Below are 13752 nucleotides of genomic sequence, written 5' to 3' on the forward strand. Positions count from 1 at the left end.
TCAGAACGAAAAATTACTTAACACTTCGGGCATGCCAGCCGCAACTGCTTGCGACTCGCTCTCGGCCAGCTTGGCCGCGTCCCAAATCTCGAAATGGCTTCCCATGCCCAGCAACATAACTTCACGTGTCAAACCGACCGCGGAGCGCAATTCCGGCGCGACCAGGATTCGTCCAGCGGAATCGAGTTCAACGTCAGAGGCATTACCCAAGAAAATACGTTGCCAGGCGCGCGCCGACATCGGCCACGCCGCGATTTGCTCGCGATGGCTTTCCCAGGTCGGGCGCGGGAACAACAACAAGCAGCCGTGCGGGTGCTTGGTGAGAGTCAAACGACCTTCACACTGAACAGTGAGCGCGTCACGATGCTTGGATGGCACCGCCATCCGTCCTTTCGCATCGAGATTTAATGCCGACGCCCCCTGAAACACCGCACACGCTCCTTTTTTGAATTGCTAAATTCCGGAAAAGTCTTCTTTGCGAATCGCAAAATACCCCACAAAAAAACACTTTTCCACACTTTCACCCACTTTAGAGGATGCACTATTCTAGGTCAAGCCATTTACGGCGGCCTCATCCAAAATATTCGAGTAAAGTCAATGACTTAGCGCGACTATTTAAAGATGCACCAATAAGCCCCTTACATTGAATTATCAAATAAATGAAGGACTTACCAGATGATGTAAAAGTCAGCTCTTAGATATATACATGTATCTGTTCCGGCAACCGCGAAACAATGATTCACAATTGGAAGGGGACATCGGAGGCTCAAAATGCGACAGATCGTGGATAAAGAAGGAAGTTGACAGGCTGTTGGTGCGGGATGAACGGCGCGGAAGCGTGGACGACAAGAACACTCACTGAACAGCAGAAAACATACAAACACAATATATACCAGTCGGCAGTGCTACAGATTTATCCGATCAAGCGTCCTCCGCGTACTCGCAAACCTTTTTTTGCCAAACCGGGCGCCAACGCGCCCAAGTGCGCCAACGCATCGCCGCTGTGCGCATGGCAAATCGCCACGGCCAACGCATCCGCAGCATCGGTTCCGGGCAGGCCGGGCAATAACAGCAAGCGCTGCACCATATCCTGGACCTGCTGCTTTTGCGCCTTGCCGTGTCCGGCCACCGCTTGCTTGATCTGCAAGGCCGTGTATTCCGCCACCGGCAAGTCAGCGCTTACCAGCGCGCAAATCGCTGCACCGCGCGCCTGCCCGAGAAGGAGTGTCGATTGCGGATTGACGTTGACGAAGACTTTTTCGATTGCCGAGCAGTCCGGCGTGTAAGTACGGATGACTTCCGAAACGCTCGCCAATATGACCTTCAGGCGCTGCGGCAAATCGGCATCCGGGGTCTTGATCGTGCCCGACGCGATATAGCTGAGTTTATGGCCCTGCTTGTCTATGATGCCAAAGCCGGTGGTCCGCAGTCCGGGATCGATGCCGAGGATTTTCATATATTACTTACGCAAAAACCCTGCAGGGCGGACAAATCGTGTCCGCCCTGTCCATCGGCGCATGACCTGCCGATGATCGAGTCCGACATCAAGAACCAAGGGCTGATCCGCTCTTAGTGGCGGAAATGGCGGGTGCCGGTCAGCAGCATGACGACGCCATGCTCATCCGCTGCATCGATCACTTCCTGGTCACGCATCGAACCGCCCGGCTGAATCACGCAAGTGGCGCCCGCGTCGACCACCACATCCAGGCCGTCGCGGAACGGGAAGAATGCATCCGAAGCGACGGCCGAACCTACCAGCGACAAGCCGGCGTTCTGCGCCTTGATCGAAGCGATGCGAGCGGAATCGACCCGGCTCATCTGGCCGGCGCCAACGCCCAATGTCATACCGTTGCCGCAGAACACGATGGCATTCGACTTGACGAACTTGGCAACGCGCCAGGCAAACATCAGATCCTGCAATTGCTGCTGGGTTGGCTGTTTCTTGCTGACCACCTTCAATTCGCTCAAGGCAACGTTGCGTGCGTCCGGCGACTGCACCAGCAAACCGCCGCCGACACGCTTGAAGTCGTGCAGGTTGATGTCATGCGCCAGCGGAATTTCCAGCAAGCGGACGTTCTGTTTGGCGACGAACACCTGCTTGGCTTGCTCGGTGAACGATGGCGCAATGATCACTTCAACGAATTGCTTGGCCACCGCTTCGGCGGCATTGCCGTCCAGTTCCTGGTTGAAGGCGATGATGCCGCCAAAAGCCGAGGTCGGATCGGTTTGCAGCGCCTTGCTGTAGGCTTCCAGCGGATTGCCGCCGATGGCGACGCCGCAAGGATTGGCGTGCTTGATGATGACGCAGGCGGTTTCGTTGAAGGTCTTGACACATTCCCAGGCAGCATCTGCATCAGCGATGTTGTTGTAAGACAGTTCCTTGCCCTGCAACTGCTTGTAGTTCGCCAGCGCGCCTTCGACATGACGGGTGTCGCGGTAAAACGCCGCCGACTGGTGCGGATTTTCGCCGTAGCGCATTTCCTGCACTTTTTCGAAATGCAGGTTCAGCGTTGCCGGATAAGCACTGCGGGTCGCATGCTGCTTGTCTTCGCCCAGCGAAGTAAAGTAGTTGGTGATCGCGCCGTCGTATTGCGCAGTGTGGGCAAACACCTTCTTCGCCAGCGCAAACTTGGTGGCGTAGCCGACTTCACCGTCATTGGCCTTCAACTCGCCCAGTACAGCGGCGTAATCGCTTGGATCGCACAGGACGATCACGTCCTTGTGGTTCTTGGCCGACGAACGCAGCATGGCCGGGCCGCCGATGTCGATATTCTCGATCGCATCTTCCAGCGAGCAATGTTCCTTGGCAATGGTTTGCTGGAACGGGTACAGGTTGACCACTACCATGTCGATGGTCGGAATCTGGTGTTGCGCCAAGGCGGCAACATGCTCCGGAAAATCGCGACGCGCCAGGATACCGCCATGCACCTTTGGATGCAGAGTCTTGACCCGGCCGTCGAGCATTTCCGGAAAGCCGGTGTAATCCGCCACTTCAGTTACCTTGATGCCGTTATCGGCCAACAGCTTGGCGGTGCCGCCGGTCGACAGAATATTCACACCCAGCGCCGACAACTCTTTTGCGAAATCAAGTATCCCGGTTTTGTCGGATACGGAAATGAGGGCTTGTTTAATCATAATGAAAACTCTGGAAGTGAAGATGAATGACGGGAAGGGAAACGAATAAATGCATCATTGCGGGGAAAACGCTGCGTCCCGTGACGGGAACTGCGGCATGCTACCGGCGTTAATCCTGATTGTGCCTGACCTTATTGCCTGACTTTACTACCTGTTGAGCGGGCGTGACCGGCACGCCCGCGGCTCTGCCTGAAAATTACAAAAGACCGTGTTGCTGCAGCTTCTTGCGCAAGGTATTGCGATTGATGCCCAACATTTCGGCCGCATGCGACTGGTTACCCTCGGCGCGCGCGATCACGGCTTCCAACACCGGCTTTTCAACCGTGGAAATCACCATGTCGTAGACGTTCGACGGCGGCTGCTCGCCCAGATCCTTGAAATATTTTTCAAGGCTTTGCTTTACCACGTCTTGGATACTTTCTTTACTCATTCTTTTGACTGTTCTTTTTTTTTGAGGACTTACGCAGAATTTCGCCAGCGGTCCGATACCGCATTGCCGTGCGCCATTGCCATCAGCGCAGGCGGGTGTCGCCAACGACGTGCAACGTAAGTCTTGTTGATCTGATTCAGGCCGCCAGCATCTGCTCGGCCACCCCGTATTGTAACCTCTCCCCAAACGCAAACTGCGATTCAAAGAAGCTATTTACCGCAGCCAACTGCTGGCCGCAGTCTTCCAGCAGGTTCATGCGTTGCCGAAATGCCTCTCCGCCAGGCAAATCGCGCACGTACCAGCCAATATGCTTGCGGGCGGTGCGCACCCCCAAGTAATCCCCATAAAATCCGTAATGTCCACGCAAATGCTCGTCCATCAGGTGTTGCACTTCCGTCACCAGCGGCGCCGGCAGATACTCGCCGGTACGCAGGTAATGATCGATCTCGCGGAAAATCCACGGCCGCCCCTGCGCCGCGCGGCCGACCATGATGGCATCGGCCTTGGTGAACTCAAGCACCTGGCGCGCTTTTTCCGGCGTCGTAATGTCGCCGTTGGCCACCACCGGAATCGACACCGCGGCCTTGACCGCCGCAATCGTCTGGTATTCGGCATCGCCGCTATAGCCATCGGCGCGCGTACGGCCATGCAAGGTCAGCATGGCGATGCCGCTGGCCTCCGCCAAGCGCGCAATATTCAAGGCATTTTTGTTGAGGCGATCCCAGCCAGTCCGGAACTTCAGCGTGACCGGCACGTCGACCGCGTTCACCACGGTCTCCAGGATCTGCGCCACCAATTGTTCATTTTGCAACAATGCCGAACCGCACCAGCTGTTGCAGACTTTCTTGACCGGGCAACCCATGTTGATATCGATGATTTGCGCGCCATGGTCAACGTTGTATTTTGCGCACTCCGCCAGCATCAGCGGGTCGGCGCCGGCAATCTGCACAGCGCGTGGCTCCATTTCGCCATCATGGTTGATCCGACGAGAGGTTTTCTCGGTCTGCCACAGGCGCGGATTGGATGCCGCCATTTCGGAAACGGCGTAGCCGGCTCCCAACTCTTTGCAAAGCTGCCGGAAAGGCCTGTCCGTGACGCCCGCCATGGGTGCCACAAAAACATTGTTGCGAAGGATGTAAGGGCCAATATTCACGGCGGTTTCGATAACTCGGATTGAAATTGCAAGGGAAAGGCGTCATTTTATCGCGATTGCCGCAACAGGCGGATTATTCTGAGCCGATACCGTCAAATCAGATTTCCGCTTCCGGCGCGCTGCTCGAACTTCGCAGATGCTGTGTCGCGTAGTGAATCAACTCATCCAGTCCGCGTCCATCGGCACCATAAGTGGCGACACCAATCGACAACGCCAGCCGGATCGACCAGTTTTCTATGTTGACCGGGTGATGCATGAAATGACTCAGGAATGCTTCGGCCAGATTCTCCGCATCAACCGCATCTGTGGCCGGCAACACGTACAGGAATTCCGTCGCATTCCAGCGACCGCCGCTGTCGGCCTTGCGCAACTGGGCACCGGTGTCTTTGGCGAAAGCGGCGAGGATGTTGTCCGCCACCGCCCAGCCGTACAGATCGTTGATCTTGTGAAAATCGTCCAGCTGGCAATACAGGATCGAGAGCGGCGACTCGTCCATCGCCGTGGCCGCCACCGCCTCTTCATAAACATGCACGATGCGTCGCCGCGTCAACAGTCCGGTGAGGGAATCAAGCTGTGCCTGACGCGTCAACAGGTGCGACAGATTGGATTGTTTCCAGATCACTTCGCAGATATGGCCGAAGGCCTGGAACGAGGCAAACCCGGTTTCCGAAAAATAATCCTCGCTATCGGCATAAAACACCATCATGCCGTGCATGCGCGCCTTTTCCGAACGTAGCGGAATCGCCAGCGCGGCCTTGGCGGAACAAGCTTCGGGATGCGCCTGCCAAGGTGCGAACAATGCGTGGAAGTCGCTTTCGTGGCCGGCATCCCAATCGACAGTCTGGGCAAACGGCGCTGCGTAGTCGAAACAATCCTTGGCCAGATGCCAATGTTCGGCCTCGCCCACAGCCCTGCCGATCACTGCCGCCGGCTTGATCGTCGGCCCCGAATCGTCCTGGCAAAACCCTACCCATACCAGCCGGATATGCGGACTGGCTGGCAAGATCATCTGGCATAGCCGCTTGATGCTTTCGCGGCCGCTATAGGCTTGCGGCAAGACTTGCAGCAGTTGATGCAATACGCCCACCAGCTTCATCTGCTCATCGCTGGGCGTCAATGCAGGCGGCAAGGTTTTTTTTGCCCCCGTCGATTCCGCCAACGGCTCTGTATCAGCGCCGCGCTGGGTCCGGGGAAAGAGATTGAGTTTCATGCTGGCACCTGAGCCCCAATATTGTTTTAGTTCTTGCCAGCAAGGTTAGCACAAGCACACCGTTTTTATTGTGACTGATTGTGCACTTTCTTATACAGATTTATAGCGGTTCCCAGCGCTACAACGAGATAGCTGACATAAACGCTCCGATGCCAATCTGCACCATCATTTGAAGCGCGCGTGCTCAGCCGATTTCATCTAGCGAAATGTCGTCCAGATGCGTCACGTCCGCCCAGCCGTCGACCCGCAATTGCCGCGGCTGTTCGGCCTGCCAGGTCAGACGGTTGATGCTGGCGTTAAACACATCGCAACTGCGCGGCTGATCCAGTGGCAGGTTGTGGGCGTAGCGGTAAATGCAATCAAGCACGCCGCCGTGGGTAACCACCGCGATGCGGCGAAAACTCCCGCTCTCCAGCATGCGCAGCAAGGTATCGACCGTGCGTCGGGAAAACTCGCGCACGGTTTCGGCGACATGTACCCCGGCAGGAAAGCGGACATCAAGGTCGCGCGCCATGAGCGCCGCATAGGCTTCGGGATAACGCTCGGCGGCCTCCGTATAGCGCAAACCTTCCAGCGCGCCGTAGCAGCGTTCACGCAATCCACGATCGATCGTCACGCCGATACCAAGCAGTTGCGCCAACGGCAATGCGGTTTGCTGCGCGCGCTGCAAGTCGCTGGCAAAAATGCCGTCCAGCGCAACACCGTCCAAATGCCTGGCCAGCGCCTGCGCCTGACGCTGACCTTCCGCATTGAGCGGGATGTCCAGATGGCCTTGCAGGCGACGCTCCAGGTTCCAATCGGTTTCGCCGTGGCGGATCAGTAGGATTTCGGTAGTTGACATGAATTGATGCGTTGCCTCGGGATGCTTTTACAAAGCAGGGTTCAAGGTGTAAATGCTGACGATCGACGCCTCGCCCAGGATATGCCCGCGCATCGCCGCCAGTGCCTGCTGTCCGGTGAACTTGCCCTCCACCGGCAGACGCGCAATATCCAGCGCATAGACAGTAAAAATGTAGCGGTGGATGATTTCATCGTTCCACGGCGGGCACGGTCCGTCATAACCGAAGTAGTCGCCGCCCATCGCCGGATCATCGGCAAACCAGCTAGTGTAATCGTTCAAACCATGGCGCGCGCCGGCAATCGGGCTGTTATGGATTTCCGGGCCGGATTTGCCACGCGAAGTGATGCGATCGCTGAACGAAGCGGCTTCGATCGATGCCGCATGCGGCGGCAGGTCGATCAGCACCCAGTGGAAGAAATCGACGCGCGGCAAATCTGCCGGCACGGTCTTGCCCTCCTGGTTGACGTCATCGCCGCGCGACGGTACATCAGGGTCGTGGCAAATCAGCACCAGCGACTTTGTGCCGGCCGGCGGCTCGCCCCAGCCAAGATGCGGATTATGGTTGGCCGACAAGGTGATATGGGTTTCGGGATTAACGACCGCGAAGGCGAATTCGCCCGGGATATACGCGCCGTCATTGAAAGAATGGCTCCAGAGTTTCACGGTGATCTCCTGTCGATGAATGCGAAGTTGTCAGCAGAATTGCCAGACTACAGCAAAAACCGCTTACGCTTTTACTAGCGTCGGCTTTACCTGCAACCAGAATGTCACCGGGCCGTCATTGGTCAGCGACACTTTCATGTCGGCGCCAAACTGGCCGGTTGCCACTTGCGCATGGCGACTCGCAGCTTGTGCGACGAAATAATCGAATAAGCGGCGGCCATCTTCGGGCGCTGCCGCCGGCGTAAACGACGGCCGGGTGCCCGATTGCGTATCCGCCGCCAGCGTGAACTGCGGCACCAGCAGCAAACCGCCGCCGATATCGCTGACGCTGCGGTTCATCTTGCCGGCATCGTCGCTGAACACGCGATAGGCGAGCAGCTTGGTCAGTAAAGCATCGGCCTGCTTCTCGCTATCGCCGCGCTCGGCGCACAGCAGCACCATCAAACCGCCTTCGATGGCGCCGACCGTGGCGCCATCCACCACCACGCTGGCGTGACTAACTCTCTGCAACAAACCAATCATGCGACGATCAAGCCAAGGTCACGCGGGCGAACTTGCGCTTGCCGACCTGGATCACGAAGGTCGATGCTTCGACTTTCAAGCCCTTGTCGCTGACTACGGCGCCATCGATGCGCACGCCGCCCTGCTCCACCATGCGCAGCGCTTCCGACGTCGACGGGCACAGGTTGGCTTGCTTCAGCAACTGGCCGATACCGATTGGTGCACCGCTCAATGTCAGCTCAGGGATGTCGTCCGGAATGCCGCCCTTGGCGCGATTGTTGAAGTCCGCCAACGCATCTTCTGCCGCCTGCTGGCTATGGAAGCGCGCCACGATTTCCTGGGCCAGCGCCACCTTGATGTCGCGCGGATTCTGGCCGCCCTCGACCTGCGCCTTGTAGCTGGCGATCTGCGCCAGCGACTTGAACGACAGCAGTTCGTAATAACGCCACATCATCACGTCGGAAATACTCATCACCTTGGCGAACATGGTATTGGCCGGCTCGGTGATGCCGATGTAGTTGCCCTTCGATTTCGACATCTTTTCGACGCCGTCCAGGCCTTCCAGCAGCGGCATGGTCAAGATACATTGCGGCTCCTGGCCGTAATCCTTTTGCAGCTCGCGCCCTACCAGCAGGTTGAACTTCTGGTCGGTGCCGCCCAGTTCCAGGTCCGACTCCAGCGCCACCGAATCGTAACCCTGCATCAGCGGATATAGCAGTTCATGCACCGAAATCGGCGTGCCGGCCTTGAAGCGTTTGGTGAAATCTTCTCGCTCCAGAATACGCGCCACGGTGTACTTGGCCGACAGTTCGATCATGCCGCGGGCGCCGAGCTTGTCCGACCATTCCGAGTTGTAGCGAATTTCCGTACGCGCTGCGTCCAGCACCAGGCTAGCCTGCGCAAAATACGTCTTGGCGTTTTCCTCGATCTGCTCACGGGTAAGCGGCGGCCGCGTCACATTGCGTCCGGACGGATCGCCGATCATCGAAGTGAAATCGCCGATCAGGAAAATCACGTTGTGGCCAAGATCCTGCAGCTGCCGCATCTTGTTCAGCACCACCGTGTGGCCAAGGTGCAGGTCCGGTGCAGTAGGGTCCAGGCCCAACTTGATGCGCAACGGCTTGCCGGTTTGTTCAGAACGTTGCAGCTTGCGCGCAAAATCGCTCTCGATCAGCAGTTCGTCGACGCCGCGCTTGGTAATCTCCAGCGCCTCTTTGGTCCGGTCCGACAGGATCAGGGGGTGTTTTCAACAGCAGTCCCTGCTGCCGTCGGTGATGCGTTTTGAGAATCGTGAGCCATATATCCAGCGAAAGTAAAATCTAAAAAATGGTGCTTGCGTCTGCACGTGAAACAGCAGGAATTGGTCGCTAGCGCAAATCAGACCAATCCTATAAAGTGCCCCAGACCGGTAAGGTATAATCCGTGATCCCTTTTAATCCCGCCGCAAGTCGTTCCAACAAGCAACAGCACGAGAATCGGTAGCAAACGGCAAATTTTAACGTATTGCATGTCTCCTAAAGATAAATTCATTCACTTGCGCTCCGACATCAAGTTGCTTTTCAGGCTAGCGGTCGCACGAATCACTGATTCCTCGCGCAAAACCCGCATTGTCACCGCCTCTGCAGCTGCGCTGACATTGATTGCCTTCGGGGCTGCCGGCGTTGCTCCAATTGCAACAGATCCTGACGATATCCAGGTTCGGGCGATTTCCGCAGAACTGGAATTGCCAAGCCTCAATGAGCAGATTGCCAAGCTTGAAGCCCAGCAGCAACTGTACATCGCCGAAGACAAGATGCGCGCCGGTGACACATTGGCAACCTTGCTGACACGGCTCGGGGTTGACGACGACGCTGCCAGCAGCTTCATCAAGTCCGACAGCGCCGCGCGTGCCATATTGCGTCTCAAGCCCGGCACTACGGTGCAGGCGCAAACCAGCAACGACGGCGTGCTGCAAACGCTGCGCGCCACCATCGCCGACGGCGGCGACACCACCAAGAATCTGCTGATTCGCCGCGACGGCGACAAATTCAGCGTCAGCCTGGAAAACGCCAGCATTGAACGCCGCGTCGAAATGCACACTGGCGTGATCCGTTCCTCCTTGTTTGCAGCGACCGATGCCGCAGACATCCCGGATAGCGTGGCATCACAGATCGTCTCCATGTTCGGCACCAACATCAACTTTGCTTCCGACCTGAAGCGTGGCGACCACTTCAATGTCGCCTATGAAACATTCTGGCAAAACGGCCAATTCCTGCGCGCCGGGCGCATCCTGGCCGGCGAGTTCGTAAATGGCGGCAAGCCCTTCCAGGCAGTCTGGTTTGATGACCCGAGCAACGCCCAGGGCGGCGGCTATTACGGTTTCGACGGCAAGTCGCTGAAAAAAGCCTTCCTCAAGTCACCCCTCACCTTCACCCGCATTTCATCCGGCTTCTCGATGCGTATGCACCCGATCCTGGGTAAATGGAAAAAGCACACCGGCGTCGATTTCGCCGCTACCACTGGGACGCCGATCCATGCCACAGCAGATGGCACCATCGATTTTGCCGGCGTCGAAACCGGTTACGGCAATGTCGTCATCATCAAGCACGATGGCAAATATTCCACCGTGTACGCACACATGAGCCGCTTTGCGCCAACTTCACGCAAAGGCGCCAAGGTCAGCCAGGGCGACGTAATCGGCTATGTCGGCATGACCGGCTGGGCTACCGGCCCGCATCTGCACTACGAATTCCGTGTCGACAACCAGCCGCGCGATCCGTTGTCGGTGGTGGTGCCTACCGTGACGCCGCTAGCTGGCGTCGAGTTGCAGCGCTTCCGTACGGTTGCAGCCGATATCACGCATCGCTTCAACCTGTTGAGCGGCAGTGAAATCGCAACGGCGCCGACCGCAAAACTGGCGTCGAAATAGACCAACGCCGATTGCCCGGCAACTAAGCAAATACCAGGCACATCTGGAATAAACATAGAACCGTTGTTGGAGCGCTAGTAAAATTAGCCAACCCCACAACGGTTTTATTATGCCTACTCCAACTCCCCATAGCGCTCTCTACATCGGATTGATGTCCGGCACCAGCCTGGACGGCGTCGATGGCGTCATCGCAGCCTTCCCGAGCACGCCGACGCAACATCCTGTGACCACTCTGGGATCGGCCTACATGCCGTTTTCAGCTCCATTGCGACAGGAGCTGATGGCGCTGCAAAGCCCAGGCGCCAACGAAATTGAGCGCGAAGCGCTGGTCGCCAATACCCTGGCCACTCACTACGCGGCCTGCGTAGAGCGCCTGTTGGCCGATGCCGGCTTGCGGCCGGACCAGATCCGCGCCATCGGCGTCCACGGCCAAACCATTCGCCATCGTCCCGAACTCGGCTTCACGCGCCAGGCCAACAACCCGGCGCTGCTGGCTGAATTGACCGGGATCGACGTGATCGCCGACTTCCGCAGCCGCGACATTGCCGCCGGCGGCCAAGGCGCGCCGCTGGTACCGGCCTTTCACCAGGCCGTCTTTGCCGATCCGCAGCAAACCCGGGTCGTTGTGAATATCGGCGGCATCGCCAACATCAGCGTACTGCACAGTCACGCCAGTTGTGATGTGATCGGCTTCGATACTGGCCCGGGCAACGTGCTGATGGACCTCTGGATCAAACGCCATCAGGGCAAGGATTACGATGCGAACGGCCAGTGGGCGGCCAGCGGACAACAGTCACAGGCTCTACTTGACGCGCTGTGCAAGGAAGACTATTTTGCCGCACCGCCGCCAAAAAGCACTGGCCGCGACCTGTTCCACGCAGCATGGCTGGACAAGCATTTGGCAAGCTTCCCGCAGATTTCCAGCGCTGATGTGCAGGCAACACTGGCCGCGCTGACTGCCAACACCATCGCCGACGCAATAGCGCGCCACGCCGCAGATGTGAAAACGGTAAATGTCTGCGGCGGCGGAGCATATAACCCTTATCTGATGTTGCAACTTGCGCAAGGGCTGCAAGCGCGTGGCCTGACGGCGACGGTGCAATCGACGGAAGCGTTGGGGATTGCGCCGAACCACGTCGAGGCAATCGCATTTGCCTGGCTGGCCCTGCGTTTCGACCAGCGCTTGCCGGGTAATTTACCGTTGGTGACGGGGGCGCGCGATTTCCGGATTTTGGGCGCACTGTATCCTGGAAGCTGACGGGAAGCAGGACTGCATAAAAAAAGGACGCCCGAGGATTTCTCCCCGGCGTCCTTTTTTAACGAGCCTTAAAAATCAGGCCGAGAACGAAGAACCGCAGCCGCAAGTAGTCGTTGCGTTCGGATTCTTGATCACGAATTGCGCGCCTTCCAGATCGTCCTTGTAGTCGATTTCAGCGCCGACCAGGTACTGGTAGCTCATCGAATCGATCAACAGTTGCACGCCGTTCTTGCTCATTGTGGTGTCATCTTCGTTGACGATTTCATCAAACGTAAAACCGTACTGGAAGCCAGAGCAACCGCCACCCTGCACGAAAACGCGCAATTTGAGGTCTGGATTGCCCTCTTCTTCGATCAGCTGCGCAACCTTCGAGGCGGCGCTATCGGTAAAGACGATAGGGGATGCAACGGCATCTTGGATTTCTGCGACAGCATTCATTTTTGGCTCCTGCGGGGGGACATACAATACTGCATTATAGGCGCTTGGCTGAAATCATGCAGCGCAACGCCGAAACTGCGGTTTTAAGGCAACGATCAGGCGGATTGCGACATGGCAAGTTTCAACACCGGTTCGGCCGTACTTTGTTCATGGGTCAGTTTGCCGCTTACCAGGGCGCCGCTATGCATTTCCAGCGCCTTGTAGTTGACATCCCCAGTTATGCGGGCTTTCGGCTGCAATTCAAGCAGTTCGGATGAATGGACATTGCCAACGATCTCACCGTTGACCACCAGATGCGCCACCCGCACTTCGCCTTCGACCTTGGCGCTCTCGGAGATGACCAGGACGCTAGCCTGGCCAGCCTCGGCTACTACGTTGCCCTTGACGTGGCCGTCGATACGCAGGCCACCCTTGAAATGGACATCGCCATGAATGCTGGTCGAGGAACCAATCAAACTCTCAATCGTGCTCTTTGCCTTACGGTTGAACATGCTGTTTCCTTTACAAATTTGTGGTTTGCTGCGCCCGCGTCTGTCCTTTTTCAAGGACCTTGGCCTGAATTGCCTTGACGACAGCGCCTTCCGGCAAAGGCAGGATAGCCTCGACCCGCTGGTAATACTTGAAATCCAAACGATAGGCAGCCTTGTCAGCAGCCACGGCATTCGCAGCAGGAAACGTCAGCACTGTGCTTTTTCCAGCTACCGTTGCCGTCACCAGCAATTGCACTTCACCGACAAAATCGCTGCTGCTCTTGCCGCCTTGCATAATCAGCATCCGATAACGCAATTGCGTCGGCGTCAACAGTTCGGCCGACAGACGCTGGATCGTGATGCCCTGGCTGCCGGTTGCGTTAGGCAGCAAACCTTCGAAAAACGCCAGATCCTCTTTCAGTTTGGCATTTTCCCCTTCCAGCGTCCTTATCTGCTGGCTTAATTGTTCCTGCGTCGCCTTCTCGATATTGAGCTGGCTTTCTGCCGCATTGACGGTCGTCGAGAAGCGATCCCTTTCGGCCGTCAATGCGCTGATTTTGTCATTCAATTCGGCCAACTGCTGCTTGCTGACACCTGATTTATGACCGGTAAAGTCGCGCCCGAGATCGTAGATCGACATTGCCAGCGCACCGCCGACGCCCAACACCAGCGCCAGGAACGCAGCCTTCAGCGGCCAAGGCAGATGGCTTTTCACAGTCATTTTCGGCGCCGAAATCGACATGCG

At 57.2% G+C, this 13752-nt stretch carries 15 protein-coding genes; 2 read left to right on the forward strand and 13 right to left on the reverse strand.

What is annotated here, in order from left to right:
- The 10 genes from mraZ to tyrS form a co-directional block, all read right to left on the reverse strand.
- Nucleotides 1-429, reverse strand: coding sequence for a division/cell wall cluster transcriptional repressor MraZ (gene mraZ / locus CAter10_RS18865; RefSeq protein WP_061534628.1), 429 nt, complete (start codon nt 427-429; stop codon nt 1-3).
- Between the two features lie 484 nt (nt 430-913).
- Nucleotides 914-1456 (reverse strand): crossover junction endodeoxyribonuclease RuvC, encoded by a 543-nt coding sequence (gene ruvC, locus CAter10_RS18870; protein ID WP_061534629.1) that lies wholly within the window; start codon nt 1454-1456, stop codon nt 914-916.
- Nucleotides 1457-1569: 113 nt separating this feature from the next.
- On the reverse strand, nt 1570-3135 hold the full coding sequence (gene purH / locus CAter10_RS18875) for a bifunctional phosphoribosylaminoimidazolecarboxamide formyltransferase/IMP cyclohydrolase (protein ID WP_061534630.1): 1566 nt from the start codon (nt 3133-3135) through the stop codon (nt 1570-1572).
- 196 nt (nt 3136-3331) lie between these two features.
- Nucleotides 3332-3565, reverse strand: a complete 234-nt coding sequence (locus CAter10_RS18880) for a Fis family transcriptional regulator (protein WP_014007929.1) — start codon at nt 3563-3565, stop codon at nt 3332-3334.
- Between the two features lie 136 nt (nt 3566-3701).
- Entirely contained in the window at nt 3702-4718 is a 1017-nt protein-coding gene (gene dusB / locus CAter10_RS18885) for a tRNA dihydrouridine synthase DusB (protein WP_061534631.1), read from the reverse strand.
- A 97-nt stretch (nt 4719-4815) separates the two neighbouring features.
- Nucleotides 4816-5928, reverse strand: a complete 1113-nt coding sequence (locus CAter10_RS18890; protein ID WP_061534632.1) for a GGDEF domain-containing protein — start codon at nt 5926-5928, stop codon at nt 4816-4818.
- Between the two features lie 184 nt (nt 5929-6112).
- A complete protein-coding gene (locus tag CAter10_RS18895) occupies nt 6113-6769 on the reverse strand; it encodes a histidine phosphatase family protein (RefSeq protein WP_061534633.1) in 657 nt (218 codons plus the stop codon).
- A 27-nt stretch (nt 6770-6796) separates the two neighbouring features.
- Nucleotides 6797-7432 (reverse strand): YbhB/YbcL family Raf kinase inhibitor-like protein, encoded by a 636-nt coding sequence (locus tag CAter10_RS18900; RefSeq protein ID WP_061534634.1) that lies wholly within the window; start codon nt 7430-7432, stop codon nt 6797-6799.
- 63 nt (nt 7433-7495) lie between these two features.
- A complete protein-coding gene (dtd, locus tag CAter10_RS18905) occupies nt 7496-7954 on the reverse strand; it encodes a D-aminoacyl-tRNA deacylase (RefSeq protein WP_061534635.1) in 459 nt (152 codons plus the stop codon).
- Between the two features lie 7 nt (nt 7955-7961).
- Complete coding sequence (gene tyrS / locus CAter10_RS18910; RefSeq protein ID WP_061534636.1) at nt 7962-9164, reverse strand: tyrosine--tRNA ligase; 1203 nt, start codon at nt 9162-9164, stop codon at nt 7962-7964.
- Between the two features lie 276 nt (nt 9165-9440).
- On the opposite strand from tyrS, the gene CAter10_RS18915 reads away from it, so the two are divergent.
- Nucleotides 9441-10841 carry a M23 family metallopeptidase gene (locus CAter10_RS18915; RefSeq protein ID WP_061534637.1) on the forward strand — a complete coding sequence of 467 codons (1401 nt, stop codon included), beginning with the start codon at nt 9441-9443 and terminating at the stop codon, nt 10839-10841.
- A gap of 109 nt (nt 10842-10950) precedes the next feature.
- Nucleotides 10951-12099, forward strand: coding sequence for an anhydro-N-acetylmuramic acid kinase (locus CAter10_RS18920; protein ID WP_061534638.1), 1149 nt, complete (start codon nt 10951-10953; stop codon nt 12097-12099).
- Nucleotides 12100-12174: 75 nt separating this feature from the next.
- Here CAter10_RS18920 and erpA read toward each other — a convergent pair whose 3' ends face one another.
- The 3 genes from erpA to CAter10_RS18935 all read right to left on the reverse strand — a co-directional run bounded on the left by erpA (nt 12175) and on the right by CAter10_RS18935 (nt 13728).
- Complete coding sequence (gene erpA / locus CAter10_RS18925; RefSeq protein ID WP_061534639.1) at nt 12175-12537, reverse strand: iron-sulfur cluster insertion protein ErpA; 363 nt, start codon at nt 12535-12537, stop codon at nt 12175-12177.
- Between the two features lie 95 nt (nt 12538-12632).
- Nucleotides 12633-13028, reverse strand: a complete 396-nt coding sequence (locus CAter10_RS18930) for a bactofilin family protein (RefSeq protein WP_061534640.1) — start codon at nt 13026-13028, stop codon at nt 12633-12635.
- Between the two features lie 10 nt (nt 13029-13038).
- On the reverse strand, nt 13039-13728 hold the full coding sequence (locus CAter10_RS18935) for a DUF6776 family protein (protein ID WP_231879051.1): 690 nt from the start codon (nt 13726-13728) through the stop codon (nt 13039-13041).
- Nucleotides 13729-13752 lie beyond the last annotated feature (24 nt).

Origin of the sequence: Collimonas arenae (assembly GCF_001584165.1) — a bacterium.
GTDB lineage: Bacteria > Pseudomonadota > Gammaproteobacteria > Burkholderiales > Burkholderiaceae_D > Collimonas > Collimonas arenae.

What these genes read in the sequence shown, in the direction of transcription:
- CAter10_RS18880 (WP_014007929.1), bottom strand. Translation starts at nt 3,565, where the DNA reads ATGAGTAAAGAAAGTATCCAAGACGTGGTAAAGCAAAGCCTTGAAAAA.
- CAter10_RS18930 (WP_061534640.1), bottom strand. Translation starts at nt 13,028, where the DNA reads ATGTTCAACCGTAAGGCAAAGAGCACGATTGAGAGTTTGATTGGTTCC.
- CAter10_RS18920 (WP_061534638.1), top strand. Translation starts at nt 10,951, where the DNA reads ATGCCTACTCCAACTCCCCATAGCGCTCTCTACATCGGATTGATGTCC.
- ruvC (WP_061534629.1), bottom strand. Translation starts at nt 1,456, where the DNA reads ATGAAAATCCTCGGCATCGATCCCGGACTGCGGACCACCGGCTTTGGC.
- CAter10_RS18895 (WP_061534633.1), bottom strand. Translation starts at nt 6,769, where the DNA reads ATGTCAACTACCGAAATCCTACTGATCCGCCACGGCGAAACCGATTGG.
- dtd (WP_061534635.1), bottom strand. Translation starts at nt 7,954, where the DNA reads ATGATTGGTTTGTTGCAGAGAGTTAGTCACGCCAGCGTGGTGGTGGAT.
- CAter10_RS18915 (WP_061534637.1), top strand. Translation starts at nt 9,441, where the DNA reads ATGTCTCCTAAAGATAAATTCATTCACTTGCGCTCCGACATCAAGTTG.
- purH (WP_061534630.1), bottom strand. Translation starts at nt 3,135, where the DNA reads ATGATTAAACAAGCCCTCATTTCCGTATCCGACAAAACCGGGATACTT.
- erpA (WP_061534639.1), bottom strand. Translation starts at nt 12,537, where the DNA reads ATGAATGCTGTCGCAGAAATCCAAGATGCCGTTGCATCCCCTATCGTC.
- CAter10_RS18935 (WP_231879051.1), bottom strand. Translation starts at nt 13,728, where the DNA reads ATGACTGTGAAAAGCCATCTGCCTTGGCCGCTGAAGGCTGCGTTCCTG.
- CAter10_RS18890 (WP_061534632.1), bottom strand. Translation starts at nt 5,928, where the DNA reads ATGAAACTCAATCTCTTTCCCCGGACCCAGCGCGGCGCTGATACAGAG.